At 71.5% G+C, this 15,969-nt stretch carries 8 protein-coding genes and 1 pseudogene; all 9 read left to right on the top strand.

Annotated features, from left to right (window positions below):
* The first annotated feature begins 23 nt into the window (after positions 1–23).
* The 9 genes and pseudogenes from AB0D27_RS08155 to fxsT all read left to right on the top strand — a co-directional run bounded on the left by AB0D27_RS08155 (position 24) and on the right by fxsT (position 15,968).
* A complete protein-coding gene (locus AB0D27_RS08155; RefSeq protein WP_362503751.1) occupies positions 24–1,037 on the top strand; it encodes a MoxR family ATPase in 1,014 nt (337 codons plus the stop codon).
* The gene (locus AB0D27_RS08150) at positions 1,027–5,820 is read left to right on the top strand and encodes an SAV_2336 N-terminal domain-related protein (RefSeq protein WP_362503749.1); all 4,794 of its coding nucleotides are present in this window, start codon (positions 1,027–1,029) and stop codon (positions 5,818–5,820) included. The genes AB0D27_RS08155 and AB0D27_RS08150 overlap by 11 nt, the downstream gene beginning before the upstream one ends.
* A 128-nt stretch (positions 5,821–5,948) precedes the next feature.
* Positions 5,949–6,986, top strand: coding sequence for a rod shape-determining protein (locus tag AB0D27_RS08145; RefSeq protein ID WP_362503746.1), 1,038 nt, complete (start codon positions 5,949–5,951; stop codon positions 6,984–6,986).
* A gap of 37 nt (positions 6,987–7,023) precedes the next feature.
* Positions 7,024–7,152: pseudogene (locus tag AB0D27_RS08140) on the top strand (histidine kinase); the annotation flags it as partial.
* Between the two features lie 204 nt (positions 7,153–7,356).
* Complete coding sequence (locus AB0D27_RS08135; protein WP_362503743.1) at positions 7,357–7,539, top strand: hypothetical protein; 183 nt, start codon at positions 7,357–7,359, stop codon at positions 7,537–7,539.
* 143 nt (positions 7,540–7,682) lie between these two features.
* Positions 7,683–9,842: a radical SAM/SPASM protein FxsB, inactivated metallohydrolase extension form gene (gene fxsB / locus AB0D27_RS08130; RefSeq protein WP_362503740.1), complete on the top strand. Its 2,160-nt coding sequence runs from the start codon at positions 7,683–7,685 to the stop codon at positions 9,840–9,842.
* A complete protein-coding gene (locus AB0D27_RS08125) occupies positions 9,835–10,629 on the top strand; it encodes an AAC(3) family N-acetyltransferase (RefSeq protein WP_362503738.1) in 795 nt (264 codons plus the stop codon). Before fxsB ends, AB0D27_RS08125 begins: the two co-directional genes overlap by 8 nt.
* Before the next feature lie 93 nt (positions 10,630–10,722).
* Entirely contained in the window at positions 10,723–12,036 is a 1,314-nt protein-coding gene (locus tag AB0D27_RS08120; RefSeq protein WP_362503735.1) for a TIR-like protein FxsC, read from the top strand.
* A complete protein-coding gene (gene fxsT / locus AB0D27_RS08115; protein WP_362503732.1) occupies positions 12,033–15,968 on the top strand; it encodes an FxSxx-COOH system tetratricopeptide repeat protein in 3,936 nt (1,311 codons plus the stop codon). The genes AB0D27_RS08120 and fxsT overlap by 4 nt, the downstream gene beginning before the upstream one ends.
* Position 15,969: the final 1 nt, after the last annotated feature.

The following is a 15,969-nucleotide window of genomic DNA, read 5'->3' as shown; positions in this document are numbered from 1 at the left end:
GCACGCATCGTCGAGGAGAGAACATGTCCCTGTGGCCCGTCTACACGGGTGGGAGCGAGCCCCACGACGGCATCGCGAAGCTTCCCGCGCCGCCGCCGTGGCGTGACTTCGACGGCGGCCCCGAGCTGGACACTCCGGCCGAGGACGGCGACGCCTCGGCCGCGTCGCCGGACCGCAGGCACCGCGCCCGCACCTATCGGGCCACGGACCGAGCGGTCCAACTGGTCAACGCCGCACTGTACTTGCGCCGCCCGCTGCTGGTGACCGGGCCGCCCGGCAGCGGCAAGTCGAGTCTGGCGTACGCGGTGGCCCGGGAGTTGAGGCTCGGCCCGGTGCTCCGCTGGAACGTCACCAGCCGGACCATCCTCCATGACGGCCTCTACCAGTACGATCCGCTCTCCCGTCTGTACGCCGCCGGTCGCGCCGCCGCGCGCGAACCCGCCGCGGACGGCGAGCTCCAGGACCATCTGCGGCTCGGGCCGCTCGGCACGGCCCTGCTCCCCTATCGTCGCCCCCGCGCCCTCCTCATCGACGAGATCGACAAGAGTGACCTCGACCTGCCCAACGACCTGCTGAACATCCTGGAGGAGGGCGAGTACGAGATCCCCGAACTGGTCCGCGCCGCACGGCACACACCGGATGCCGAGGTGATGGTCGCGGGCACCGACCACCGCGTCTGCGTGTCCCGCGGCCGGGTCCGCTGCCGGGCCTTCCCCTTCGTCGTCCTGACCAGCAACGGCGAACGCGAGTTCCCGCCCGCCTTTCTGCGTCGCTGTGTCCGCCTCGAACTGCACCAGCCGCGCGACGCCCACCTCGAAAGCATCGTCCGCGCCCACCTCGGGGAGCCCGACGCCTACGCCCGCGAACTGATCTCCCGCTTCCTCTCCCGCGGCACCGGCGGCGAACTCGCCACCGACCAGCTTCTGAACGCCATCTACCTGACGGGCGCCGCGGGCATCGACGCGGCGTCACGGGACGACCTGGCGGAACAGCTGATGCCGTATCTGAGCCGGACGCGGGACGACGATGAGTTCTGAGACCCCCGGCGAGGAAGGCGACCGCGGCGGGGCGGGACCCGCCGTGCTCGCCGAGTTGCTGGGGCGGACATCCGGTGGGCAGCCGCCGACCTCCGTGGAGCTGGCCGAGCTTTTGTGGCTCGCGGGGCAGATGGCGGGACCCGACGAGGCCCTGCCCGCCGGCGAGTCGAGGGCCGGGCGCGATGCCCCCGGGCCACGGCCCCCGGCCGAGGTACCCGCGGCGGCCGGCACTCCACCGGCCACACCTCCCCTCGACCCGCCTGCCGCACCGCGCCTCCCCGACGACCGTGTCCACCTGCGTCTGCCCAGCGCGGGCACTGGCCCCGACGACAGAAGGAGCGGCCCGCACACCACCCTCCTCGCGCCCGCTCCCCCGATGCTGCCGCACCCCCTCGCCATCCAGCGCACCCTGCGCCCGCTCAAGCGCCGGGTCCCCGCGCCAGTCGGGCACGAGCTCGACGAGGAGGCGACCGCCGACCGGATCGCGCGGCTCGGCGGGGCGCCGCGCTGGTGGGTCCCCGTACTGCGCCCCGCCACCGAACGCTGGCTGACCCTGCATCTCGTGTACGACGCCGGGCCGACCATGCCCGTCTGGCGCCCGCTCCTGCGCGAACTGCACGCCGCACTCGCCCAGTCGGGCGTGTTCCGCACGGTGGAACTGCACCAACTGACCAGCGACGGCACGGTGCGACGCCCCGGCTCTCAGGAGTCGTACGGGCACGGGCGCACGGTCACCCTCCTCGTCAGTGACTGCATGGGACCGCAGTGGCGGGGCGGCACGGCGGGCACCCGCTGGTACCGCACGCTGCGCCGCTGGGCGGACCGCATGCCGGTGGCCGTGGTCCAGCCGCTGCCCGAGCGCCTGTGGCGCACCACGGCCCTGCCGGCGACGACCGCGCGGATCACCGCGCCGTGGCCCGCGGCGCCCAACTCCGCCTACACCATCGACTCCTGCGCCACCGGTGGCCTCGCCGACTCCGGTGTGCTGCCGCTGCCGGTCCTGGAGCCGTCCGCGCCCTGGCTGGCGAACTGGTCGTCACTGGTGGCTGCCACCAGCGGTCAGCCCACGGGCTCGGTCGCCCTGTTGGGACCCACTGCGCCGCCCGCCCCTCTCGACGAACAGGGCCGAAGCGACGTCGAACAGCTCTCCCCCGAGGAGCTCGTCCTGCGCTTCCGCTCCCTCGCTTCCCCCGAGGCCTTCCGCCTCGCCGGTCACCTCGCCGTCGGACGGCCGGAGTTGCCGGTGATGCGGCTGGTCCAGGCCGCGATCGAGCAGAACCCGCAGCCCCAGCGTCTCGCGGAGGTCATCCTGAGCGGGCTGCTCAGGAGCACACCGGGCCCACCCGGCTCGTACGCCTTCCGTCCCGGCGTACGCGACCTCCTTCTGCACACCCTGCCGCGTACCGCCCACAGCCGTACGGCCGAACTCGTGGCCCGCATGGGCGCGTTGATCGACGACCGGGCGGGCGTGGCGGCCGGCGACTTCCCCGTGCTGGCCCCGGGCCGCGGGGACGCGACGGCCGGGGGAGAGCCGTTCGCGGCGGTGCGGGTGGAGAGTGTGCGGCGGCTGGGCGGGGCGGCACCGCCACCGCCCGGCGGCCTGGTGCTCGGACGGTACCGGCTGCTGCGGAGGCTGGGGCGGGGGGAGCAGGTGATGAAGGCGCAGGACACGCGGTCCGACCGGACCGTGGCGGTGCACGCGTACTCCTCGCTCGGACCGGAACACCACGCTCAGTTCCTGGACGCCGCGCGCGCCCTCGCCGTAGTCAGGCACCCCCAGGTGCTCGCGGTGCATGACTACGGCATCGAGGGCGACATCCCCTATCTCGTCACGGAGTTCGTGGAGGGGCTCACTGTGGCGGAGCTGACGGCGGAGGGAGAATTCGGGCTGCCCTTCGCACTGCTCGCACCCCTGGCGCAACAGGTCGCGCGGGGCCTCAAGGCCGTGCACGAACGGGGCATCACACACGGCCCGCTGACACCGAACGCTCTGCTGGTACGCCCGGACGGCGAGGTGAAGATCACCCACTTCGCGCTCGGGACGGCGCACGAGCGCGACGAGGCGAAGGACCTCCACGGCTTCGGCCATCTGCTGCGGGAACTGGCCACAGGAGCGCGGCCGGGCGAACTCAGCTGTGTGCCGGCGGAGTTCCGGGCCTTCTTCGACGACGCCCTCACCCCCCTCACCTCCTCGGACCCGGAAGCCCAGCGGCGTGGCAGGGACCTCTTCCTCTCCCCTTCGTTCGCCCAGGTCCTCGAGGCCGCCGCGGCGTCCCGTCACTCCTACCGCCTGCTCGGCCCGGTGCGGATCAGCCAGGGCGACCGCGCCCTGCCGCTCGACTCCCCCCGTGAGGCAGCCCTGCTGTGCATGCTGCTCCTGCGGCGTGGCAGGGCGGTGACGTACGAGGAACTGGTCCAGGGGCTGTGGGGACAGCATCCCCCGCAGCGCGCCCGGCGCCTGCTGTCCACCTGCGCGGCCGCTCTGCGCAGGACCCTGGGCCCCGGGGTCCTGGCCGCCACGGCGGACGGCTACGCCCTGCACGCCGACCCTCGCTGCGTCGACCTGAACCGCTGCGAGGATCTCATCGCCGTAACGAAGTCCCTCCGGGACGGCGGTGACCCGGCGCGGGCTCGCCTCGCCGTCCGGGAGGCCCTCGGCCTGTGGGACGGCCAGCCCGTCGACGGTGTCCCCGGCCCCGCCGCCGAGGCGACCCGCGCACGCCTGCGCGCCCTGCGCCTCACCCTCTGCGTCACCCGGGCCGAACTCGACCTGGAGACCGGCCGCTTCGAGCAGGCGGCGGCCGACCTCGGTGAACTCCTGCGGGCCCACCCCCAGCGGGAGGACTTCCGGCGGCTGCATATCCTCGCCCTCAAGGGCCAGGGCCGTATCGCGGAGGCCCTCGCGTCGTACGAGGCGTACGAGGAGTTCCAGGAGCGGCAGTTCAGCGAGCCGAACGCCACCATGCTGGAGCTCTACCGCGGACTGCGGGCCGCCCCGGAGCGCGACCGCCCCACCATCGTCGTGGAGTACCTGGATCCCGGCGATCCCGACGATCAACCCCACACCCACAGCACTCTCGGCCGCACCTTGGCCTGGCTGCTCTCCCTGAGCGACATGGCCCCCCGCGAGTACGAGCTGCTCGCCCGCGACAACGGCTACCTCCTGATCACCGAGCCGGGCTCCTCCGTGCTGACCGCTCTGAACGCCGTCCTGCGTGAACTTCCGGGAGCGCTGCTGGAGTTGGAGCGGCCTCCGCGGCTGAGCGTGACGTTCTGGCACAGCCCGGCCTTCGCTCCCGCGGACCGCCCTGCCTCGCCGCTCGCCGAGCTGACCGCCGAGGTCGGCGCCTTCCAGGACATCGTGGTCGTCCTCTCCCCCGTCCTGCACGAGGAACTCATGAGCGGCGCCAGCGCCGTCGATCCGGCCCGCTTCCTGCCCTTGCACGGGGAGAGGTCCGGCCCGCCCCTGGCCTGGTACTGCGCCCTGGACCTCCCGGAGCGCGTTCCGGAACCCGATCCCGTCCCACGCGACCTGGTACGGGGCCCGTTCACCACCCGCGACCTCACCCGGCTGCGCCTCCAGGAGCAGGGACGCGTCGCCGTCGTGCACACGGCTCCCGACAACTCGCTGGTCCTGCTCGACCTCGACCGCCCTCTCGGCAAACGCCCGCCGCGGTCCCTCATTTCGTATTTCGAGGTCGACCTCACCACGCACGGGGCCGTGCACGAGCTGCGTCTGCCGCACTCCGGCCGGGGCGCCTTCGCCGCGACGGCCGAGCTGTCCTGGCACGTGGAGGACCCCGTGGCGTTCGTCCTGGGCGAGAGCGCCGACGTGTCCGGGCAGCTCCTCGACCACCTGGTCAGGGAGGCCGGGCGCATCACCCGGCGCTACCCGCTGCAACGCGCGGGAGCCGCCCAGCGCGCGGTGCACGACGGGCTGCGGAGATGGCCGGTGCCGGGGCTGTCGGTGGGCTGTTCGGTACGGCTGCGCCAGGGCGCTGCGCCGTCGCAGGCTCCGCCGCCCGGCCCGGTGGAGCGCCCGGTGCGGCGCGAGTCGGAGGCGAGGGAAAACTCGCCGGCCTCGGTCCTGGACGACGCCGAGTGTGTGCTCCTCGGGTTCCACGGCACCCTGACCCGGCTGTGGGGTGGAGTGGAGCGTGACAGGGCGAACCACGAGCTCTCGGCGCTGCTCGTAGAACTGCGCCGTCCGGACGAGGCCTTGAGCGGCGTCCCCCTGCTGGCCGGGGGCGAGCCCGCGGCCCCCCTGGAGGGGTACGCCAACCCGCACGACCTGCTGCGCGCGCTGGCGGGCCACAGCCTCGCCCCCGAACTGCGCCGGGAACTCGACCGGCTTGAGGCGAGGGCAGTCCCCTCGGCCTCCCCCATCCCTTACGCGGACCCCCTGGTCCGTGCGCTCGCGGCCACCGGCCGGGGTCCTGCCGTCGTCGCGGACACCTCGCCGCGTGTCGTCCTGTCCTATCTGGAGTCCCGGGGACTGACCGACTCGGTGACCGGTGGAGTCCACGGCCGCTCCGACGACCTCACCCTGCTGATGCCGAATCCCGACTGCCTCCATCGCGCCCTGGACGCGCTGGGTGTCGCCGCCCCACAAGCCGTGCTCATCGGTTCCACCATCGCCGAACTGACCGCCGCGAACGCGATCGGCCTTCCCTTCATCGGCCTCGCCCGCCAGGTAGCGGTCGAGAGAAGGCTGACCCGGGCGGGCTGCGAACGGATCGTCACGTCCCTGGAGCCGGTGCTCGACGCGTTCCGTACTGCCTAGGACCACCCGTCCAGCGGCACCCCACCCGGCCCCCCATAAAGGGCGCCCCCCGCGCGGCGCCCGCACGATGCGAGAGAGGACCGCCGCCCGGCGGAGTCCCACGGTCTGCGCTCTCGGGAGGACCTGCCATGACCGCCAGTCTGGATCAGCTGCGCCGCTGTCACTTCGCCGTCGACCTGGGCGCGGCGAGGACCCGTGTGTACGTGAAGGGCGCGGGTCTGGTCGTCGACCAGCCGAGCGTCGCCGCGATCAACACGAAGACGGGCGCGCTGATCGCGGTCGGCGAGTTCGCGGAGAAGATGACGGGCCGTACGCCGGACTACATCCGGGTGGTACGGCCCGTGAGCGGCGGGACGGTCGTCGACATCGAGATGGCCCAGCGGATGCTGCGTCATCTGCTCGGCGACAAGGTGCGCCGCACACTGCGCCGCAAGCCGCGGCTGCGGGCGGCCGCCTGCACCCCGCACGACGCGGACCCGCTGGCGCAGCGCGCCGCCATTGAGACGCTGGTCGGGCTGGGCGCGCGGCGGGTCGAGCTGGTCGACACGCTCATCGCCGCCGCCGTGGGCTGCGGGCTGCCCGTCGAGCGGCCCGAGGCCACCATGGTCATGGTGTGCGGTGCCGCCGCCACCCAGCTCGCCGTGCTGTCGCTGGGATCCATCGTCACCGCCGAACGCATTCCGGTGGGCGGCGAGGCCGTCGACCACGCGATCGTGCAGCATCTGCGGCATCAGCACGAACTGATGCTGCCCTCTCAGGCCGTACGGCCTCTGCAGCTCGCCCTGTCCGGCAACGGGCTCACCCAGCAGGGCCCGGCGTCGACCGAGATCCACGGGCGGGACGTGGCGACCGGCCTCGCCCGTTCGGTGCAGGTCGACACCGCCGCCGTTCGCGATGCCATCCAGACGCCGCTCACCGCCGTACTCGACGGGATCGGCAAGGTGCTGCGGTCCTGCCCGCCCGACCTGGTGGCCGACCTCGCCGACCGCGGGATCATGATGGTCGGCGGCAGCGCGCTGCTGCCCGGGCTCGACCAGATGCTGCGGCACGCGACGGGCATGCCGGTGCACATCGCCGAGCGGCCCGACGTGTGTGCCGTCCAGGGCCTCGGCTACATGCTGGAGGGCAAGATCGAGCCTCTTGTCCTGGACCCGCCGTCGGAGTGACGCTCCGGCACCCGAGGTACCTCGGATGACCGACCGGGTCACGGTCGACGCGACGGCGGCCCTCCCCGACGGCCGTGCCGGCGTCCGCCTGACCGTCTACGACGACGGTGCCGGCCCGGACGGCGGCGACGCGGGCACCACGTTCACTTGGCAGTCACCGCTGTGACCCCCGGGCACCCGCCGAACTGACGTCTTCCGGACAGCGACCCCGGGCACGGCCGGGAAAACGGATTTCACCCTGTCGGCCCGGCTCCGATTGCGAAAAACCGACCGCGGTACTAAGCCTGGAATTGAGGAGGAATCGACCCCCGCGGTTGATCCAACTGCTACTCTCCGCCTCAGCAGCTACCCAACCAACGAAAGTCCTAAAATGAACCTTTCGGTGACGCCGGCGACGCACCGCTCCGCCGCCCCCAGGCCCGTGCGCCGGCCGCACACCCCCCTGTCGGCCATCGACCCGCTGGGGGCTGCCGCCGTAAGGTCCGCCGGACGAGTGACGGACATCCCCGGACGGCGTCCGGTCAAGCCGATCACCTTCGACTCGGCGCTGTAACCGCGCGCACCTTCGCACGGGCGCATCCGGCGGCGCATCGCCCGCCGGTGCGCCCGTGCGCGTGCGCCGGAGCCGTCAACGGCCTTGAAGGATCAAGGAGTTCGCGGTACAAGCAACCCACCGTCGGCATTATCCTTCGCCAAGTGAAGCTTCAGCAGCTCGTTCTCAAGATCCACAGTCGATGCGATCTCGCCTGTGATCACTGTTATGTGTACGAGCATGCCGATCAGAGCTGGAAAGGGCGCCCGACCTTTATTTCCGAAGAAACGCTCGGAAAAGTCGCCCGGCGATTCGCGGACTACGCCGAAGAACAGAAACTCCCCGCTGTTTCCGTGATCCTTCACGGGGGCGAACCCCTTCTCGTGGGTCCCGTCCGTATGAGAAACATCTGTGCGGAACTCACTCGTACCCTCGCTCCGGTCACCGCACTCGATCTCCGTATTCACACGAATGGCGTGCAGCTGAACACCCGCCATCTCGAGGTTTTCAGGGAATTCGACGTCAAGGTCAGCATCTCGCTCGACGGGGACCGTGCCGCCAACGACCGGCACAGGCGCGACCGGCGGCACAGAAGCAGCTACGACCGGGTGCTGCGCGCGATCAACCTGCTGCGCACCCCCGAGTACCGGCATCTCTACAGCGGCCTGCTCTGCACCGTGGATGTGGCCAACGATCCCGTCGCGGTGCACGACGCCCTCGCGGCCCTTCAACCGCCCCGCGTCGACTATCTGCTGCCGCACTCCACCTGGGACAGCCCACCGCCCAGACCGCCCGACTCGCCCACCGCGTACGCCGACTGGCTGCTGACGATCTTCGACCGATGGAACCGGCAGGGCCGCACCGTCGCCGTGCGGACCTTCGAGTCGGTCCTCAGCACCCTGCGGGGCGGGCCGAGCCTCACGGAGGCGATGGGGCTCGCGCCGAGCGATCTCGCGGTCGTGGAGACCGACGGCAGCTTCGAGCAGGCGGACTCGCTGAAGACGGCGTACGACGGAGCCCCGGCGACCGGCTACGACGTCTTCCGGCACAGCTTCGCCGAATTCGCTCAGCACCCCGGTGTGCGCGCACGGCAGCTGGGCCTCGCGGGGGTCAGCGCGACCTGCCGCCGCTGCCCGGTGATCGAATCGTGCGGTGGGGGGCTCTACGCGCACCGGTACGGCAGCGGGCGCGGCTTCGACAACCCGTCGGTCTTCTGCGCCGATCTGCGCGCCTTCGTCGACGGCGTCGCGCAGCGCACCACCGAGTACGCCCTCAGCCCTGCCGTCCACGATCCGGACGAACTTCGTTACGCGCAGGGTGAGTTGGTCCGGCATCTCATCCCCGTCGCGGCGGCCAGGCACGCAGCCGGGCCCGGCTGGGAGGACGTGTGGCGGGCCTTCCTCGACCTCGACGGCACACCGGAGATCACGCCGCACCTCGACGAGGTCCTCGCCCACCCCTATCTGTACACCGCGCTGAAGCACTGCCTGCACGACCGGCTCAGCACCCCCGCGCCGCTCGCCTCGGCGGTCATCGCCGCCGCCGTCCGCGCCCGCGCCGACCTCAAGCTCACCTGGGACCACCCCACCTCCGACCTGTATCTCCCCACCCTCGGAACCCTCACCCTCCCCGAGTCCGGCCGCGTCGAGGCCGCGGTGACCGCCGGGCGGCTGCGGGCCCGCACCCACACGGGTGAGGAGCGTGTCCCCGACGACGGTCCCGCCGTATGGCGCCCGCTGCCCACCACGACGCTCACCGACGGCGCCGTCTTGTTCCTCGACGACGCCGATCCCCTGCGCGACTGCTACCCCGTACCCGTCGCCCCGCCCCTCGGCCCCGACGATCTGGCCACCTTCGCCCAACGACTCGGTGTGGCATACGAGTTGATGGAGGAACGTGAGCCCGGCTGGCGCAAGGACGTGAACGCGTTGCTCATCACGACGGTCACCCCGCTCGTGGCGGGTGCGGGAGTGCGGCTCGGTGCGCACGGGCTGGGCGCGGTCGGCGTAGCCGTCGACTTCGCGCCGGCGGAGTTCGTACGGGAACTGCCGCGCACCGGGCGCCTGGCCCGGCTCACCGCTCTGCGGGAGACGGCCGATCTGAACGTGCCGGGCAACAGGGCGGGGCGGCTGATCGACGAGGCCAGCCGGGAGATGGGCAACGCCTCCTGCTTCACCGCCGACACCGGCGCCCGGGCCGCCGCGCTGGAACGGGCGGGTCGCGCCCTGGAGCGGCTGGCCGTGCTGCCCGAGCGGGAACTCACCGAGACCGGCGTGGTGTTGGTGGAGGAGTTGCGCGCCGAGTGGGCCGGCCGGCGTGGCTGATCTCAGCCAACTGGCCGACTTTCTTGCCGGGTTGGGGGTCCGGCGCGGCGGTGTCGTCATGGTCCACGCCTCCCTCCGTGGCACCGGGCTGCGCGCCACGAACGTACGGGACGCGCTGCTGGAGGTGCTCGGCCCCGACGGGACGCTCGTCGTGCCCACCTTCACGCCGGAGAACTCGTTCACCTCGCGGGCGTACAAGGAGCTCACCGAAGGCATGTCCGCGCCCGAGGAGGCGGCGTTCCGGGCGTCGCGGCCTCCGTTCGATCCCGAGCGGACACCCTGCCCGACGATGGGCGCGCTCGCCGAGTGCGTGCGGACCACCCGGGGTGCCGTCCGCAGCGGGCATCCGCACACCTCGCTGACCGGGCTCGGACCCCGGGCCGGTGAACTGCTGGGCGGGCACGATCCGCACTGCCATCTCGGCGAGCGCTCCCCGCTGGCCAAGCTGTACGCGGCCGACGCCCAAGTCCTGCTGCTGCGCGTGGGGTTCGAGGTGTGCAGCGCCTTCCATCTCGCCGAGTACCGGCTCAGGCCGGCGCCTGCGAGACGGACGTACCACTGTGTGGTGGGCACGACGGGCCGCTGGACGGCGTACGAGGATCTCACCCTGTACGACGGGGACTTCGGGGCGATCGGGGCCCTGCTGCCGCGTGATCTCGTGACGGAACGGGAAATGGCGGGGAAAGCGGTGCGGCTCTTCGGGATGCGGGAGGCCGTCGACCTGGCTGGTGTCCAGATGTGCCGGGCGGGTGTCCGGATGTCTGGATATCGCCATGGATTGACGTGAAAGAGGCGACCCGTGCGGGCCCGCGGTCGGGAAGATTGTGGGTTCCGGCCAGGTGAACATCCCGTAGGGGCTCATCCACAGGCAGGGGGGCGCGTGGACATACCTGAACGGGCATCGGACAACCGGCCGTATTTCTTCCTGAGTTACGCCCACACGCCCGCCTGGGGGCCGGGCGGCGGCGATCCGGATCACTGGGTGCAGGTGCTCTTCACGGATCTGTGCGACCACATCATGGCGCTCACGGACCTTCCGGCGGGCGCGCCCGCGGGTTTCATGGACCGGGAGATGCGCTCGGGGGACGGATGGCCGGAAAAACTCAGCGAGAATCTGGCGACCTGCCGGGTGTTCGTGCCGCTGTTCTCGCCGCGCTACTTCACGAGTGAGAGTTGCGGCCGGGAATGGTTCGCGTTCCACGAACGCATTCTGCGGGCGCGGGCCACCGGTTCCGGTTCCGTACCCGCCATCGTCCCCGCCCTGTGGACGCATATCGACTACGCCCAACTCCCCGATTCCGTACGGCACATCCATGTCGACCACGCGGCGTTCGGCGACCGGTACGCGGCCAACGGGATCTACGGTCTGATCAAGCTGAACCGGCTGCACGACGAGTACGAGGAGACCGTCCTTGGCCTGGCCCAGCGGATCGTGCAGATCGCGCACGAGTCACCGCTGCCATCCAGCAGGCCCCGGCCCTACGAGAGCACGCCGAGCGCGTTCAAACCGCGCGGCGAGGGCCCTCGGCGCATCCATCTGACCGTGGCCGCGCCCACCCGGCACAGCCTCCCCGAGCACCGCGACGCCCGCCCGTACGGCGAGGACGCCCAGGACTGGAATCCGTACCACTCGGAGTCCACGCGTTCGCTGCCCGCGCTCGCCGAGGAGCTGATCCGGTCCCTGGACTACCGGATCACGGTGTCGTCGTTCGACGACGAGGACACCGGCGAGAACCTGGTGACGGACGACTCCGACAAGGCGGCGGCCAGCCACCCCGGGATCCTGCTCATCGACCGGTGGGCGCTGACCGACGAGGAACGACGGCGCAGACTCAAGGCGTTCGACGCCAACGCCCGCCCCTGGGTCAGCGCGATCGTCCCCTGGAACCGTGCGGACATCCAGTGCCACGGCGAGGAGGGCCGCAAGCTGGCGGCGGACCTCGAGCGGACGCTGCCGCTGATCCTGGACCGGGGCCGGCGCGCCGACTGCCGGGTCGCCGTCAACGGCGTACCCACCCTGAAGGCCTTCACCGACGTGCTGCCCGCCGTCGTCGCGCACGCGACCCGGCAGTACCTCAAGCACGCCGAGGCGCATCCGCCCGCGGGGCCGCCGATCCGCAGGCCTCGTCTGATGGGCCCCACGCACACGCCGCAGCCGCTAGGCGGATCCGACGACGGAGGAGAAGAAGCATGACGGCCGCGCAGGACGGACGCATCATCACCTTCTACTCGTACAAAGGGGGCACCGGCCGCACCATGGCCCTGGCCAACACGGCCTGGATCCTCGCCGCCAACGGCAAGCGCGTCCTGGCCGTCGACTGGGACCTGGAAGCCCCTGGTCTGCACCGTTTCTTCCACCCCTTCCTCGACCCCAACGCGCTCGCGGCCACCACCGGTGTCATCGACATCATCAACGAGTACGCCTGGGCCGCGACCACCGGCACCCAGCGCTCCGGGCAGTGGCACCTGGACTACGCGCGCGTCGAGCAGCACGCCCTCTCGCTGACGCCTGAGCGGCTCGGCCTGCGCTTCCAGGAGGGCGGTTCGCTCGACTTCCTCTCCGCCGGACGCCAGGACCGCTCGTACTCCGCGACCGTGTCGTCCTTCGAGTGGGACAACTTCTACGAACGGCTCGGCGGCGGGCTCTTCCTGGACGCGCTGCGCGACGACATGAAGGCGTCGTACGACTACGTCCTGATCGACAGCCGCACCGGACTGTCCGACAACGCCGACATCTGCACCATGCAGATGCCCGACGTGCTCGTGGACTGCTTCACCCTCAGCGACCAGTCCCTGGACGGCGCGGCGGCCGTGGCCCGCAGCGTCGAGGACGGCTACCGCAAGCGCAAGATCCGGGTGCTCCCCGTGCCGATGCGGATCGACGAGGGCGAGAAGGAGAAGGTCGACGCGGGACGGGCCCTTGCCCGGCTGAAGTTCGACGGGCTGCCGAAGGGACTCGGCGGGGAGGAAATGGTCGGCGAGGAGCTGACCGCGTACTGGGGTGCCGTCGAGATCCCGTACCGCCCGTATTACGCGTACGAGGAGACGCTCGCCACCGTCGGTGACGAGAGCGGTATCGCCAACTCGCTGCTGTCCGCCTTCGAACGGCTCACCGCGGTCATCTCGGACGGCGAGATCACCACACTGCCACCGGTTCCGGAGCCGGTGCGGCTGCGCTGCCGCGACGCGTTCCTGCGGCGGCGGCCGATGACGACCGCGGCCGACGTGGTGATCGCCTACGCGGCGGAGAACCGCGTGTGGGCCGACTGGATCGAGTCGCTCCTGAAGCGGTCCGGCTGCAACGTCACCCCGTACGACATCGCGGGCGGCCCCCTCGAGCCCGCGGACCCGGCGACCCGCACCCTCGTCCTGCTGTCGAAGGCGTTCCGCAAGTCCCGGCATGCCGAGCCCGTCTGGCGCTCCCTCGCCAACGCCGAAGGAGACGCTTCGCACGGCATCGTCGTCCCGGTGCGGGTGGACGAGGTCCACCTGCCGCAGTACTACCTCGATCACAACCCGGTCGATCTGCACCGGCTCGACGAGAGCCAGTGCGTCAGCTCGCTGCTGAGCGCGCTGGAACTGCCGAGCCGGCCCGTCGAAGGCAACCCCTCGGGCCCCCGCTTCCCCGGCAGCACCCCGGCGATCTGGAGCGCCCCGCAGCGCAACAACACCTTCACCGGCCGCGATGTCATCCTGGACCGGGTCCGCGACCAGCTCGGCAGCGGCATCTCGGTCGTCCTGCCGCAGCCGCAGGCACTGTTCGGACTCGGCGGCGTCGGCAAGACGCAGGTGGCGCTGGAGTATGTGCACCGGTTCATGGCGGACTACGACCTGGTGTGGTGGATCTCCGCGGAGGACCCCGGCAACGTCGTCTCCTCGCTCGCCGAACTCGCCGCCCGTATCGGCGCACCCGGCGGCGAGGACATCAACCTGGCCAGCCAGGAAGCCGTGCAGATGCTGGCCCGCGGGGCGCCGACCAAGCGCTGGATCCTGATCTTCGACAACGCTGACGACCCCGCCCAGCTCACCCGCTACTTCCCGGCCGGAGGCGGCGGGCACATCCTCGTCACCTCCCGCAACCAGGCCTGGGCGCAGCAGGGCTCCTCCCTGCCCATCGACGTGTTCCTGCGCGAGGAGAGCGTGGAGCACCTCACCCGGCGCGCCTCGGGACTCACCATCGAGGAGGCCGACCAGGTGGCGACGGCGGTGGGCGACCTGCCGCTGGCGGTGGAGCAGGCGGCGGCCTGGCTCGCCGAGACGGCCACCCCGATCGAGGAGTATCTGCGGCAGCTGGCCGAGCAGACCACCGAGGTGCTGGACCTCAACCAGCCCGCCGACTACCCGAAGACGGTGGCCGCGACCTGGAACATCTCCATAGCGCGCCTGCGGGAACGCTCACCCGCGTCGGTGCGCCTGCTCCAGCTGTGCGCGTTCCTCGCCGCCGAGCCGATCTCCTCCCACCTGCTCTACAGCAAGGAGATGATCGACGCTCTGAGGCCGTACGATCCCGCCCTGCAGGAGAGTCTGCTGCTGGGCCGGGTCATCCGCGAGATCGGCCGGTTCGCGCTCGCCAAGGTCGACCAGGTCAGCAACAGCATCCAGGTCCACCGCCTGGTGCAGGCCGTGATCCGCTCGCAGCTCAGCGAGGAGGAGCAGCGGCACGCCCGGCACGTCGTGCACACGGTCCTCGCGGGCTGCCGCCCCGACGGCGACGAACCGATCGACGACCCCGAGACCTGGCCGCGGTTCGCGGTCATCTGGCCACACCTGGCCGCCTCCGACGCCCGCAACTGCACCGAGGCGGCGACCCGCAGGCTGCTCATCGACCGCGTCCGCTATCTCTGGAAGCGCGGCGAGTTCCCCGGCGCGCAGGCGCTCGCCGAGGACCTCCTCGAGCACTGGAAGCCGATCCTCGGTGAGGACGACGTGCAGTACCTGTATCTGCGCTGCCAGCTCGGCAACATCCTGCGCTCCCAAGGACGTTACGTGGAGGCACGGGAGATCAACACCGAGCTCCTCGCACGCCAGAAGCGGGTCCTCGGGCCCTCGCATCCGCACACGTACGTCACGATGTCCGGTCTCGCCAGCGACCTGGCGGCGCTCGGTGTGTACGGCTCGGCGGTGGAGTTCGCCCGGGAGGCACACGAGGGCTTCAGCCAGATCTTCCACGAGTCCCATCGCAGGACGTTGAGCGCCGCCAACAACCTCGCCCTCGCCCTGCGCATGGTCGGCCGCTACGGCGAGGCACGCGGCATCGACCAGGACACCTACGACCGGCGCATCGAGGTCCTCGGCCCCGACCACCCCTACACGCTCGCCTCGGCCGCACGCCTGGGCCGCGACCTGCGGGAGGTCGGCCGCTACACGGAGTCGGTCTCTCTCCTCTCCCGGGCCTACGACGCGCACAAACGCATCCTCGGCAAGGATTTCCCCGGCACCCTGAGCTGCGCCAAGTCCCTCGCCGTGTCGCTGCGCAGGGCGGGCCAGTTCGAGGACGCCCGCCGGCTGACGACGGCGACGCGCGCGCAGTACCGGGCCCAGTACGCGACCTCGACCCCCGACTCGCTCGCCTGCGATCTGAACATGGCGGCCGACCTGTTCGCCGCCGACGAGCGGGAGGCCGCGCGCGAGGTGGCCCGCGAGGCCCTCGCCGAGTACATGAAGGTGCCGGGCGAGGCCCATCCGTACACCCAGGCCGCGCTCAACAACCTCGGCATCTTCCACTGGGGCTGCGGCGACACCGAGGAGGCGGAGAAGGTGTTCCGCCAAGTCCTGCGACGCATGGGCGAGGTCCTCGGCGAGCAGCACCCCCACACCCTCTTCACCGGCATCAACTACGCCAATGTCCTCGCCGACCAGGGCCGCCTCCCCGAGGCCCGCAAACTCGAGGAGAACGCCGTCGTCACCCTCCGCACGGTCCTGGGCCCCCACCACCCGGAAACCCTCGCCATCATCACCAACTCCGCGCTCACTCTGGCCGCCCTGGGCCGCAAGGACGAGGCCAGGCGCCTCCGGGACGAGGCCCTCGGCGAACTACGCGCCCTACTCGGCGACGAGAACGGCATGACCCAGGTGGCAGCGGACGAACGCCGCATCTACCGGGACTTGGAACCGCTGGCGGTGTGAG

The organism is Streptomyces sp. NPDC048415, from assembly GCF_040651675.1.
Classification (GTDB): domain Bacteria; phylum Actinomycetota; class Actinomycetes; order Streptomycetales; family Streptomycetaceae; genus Streptomyces.
Note: the sequence above shows the minus strand (reverse complement) of the source record. Positions and strands in the feature narration are given on the sequence as shown.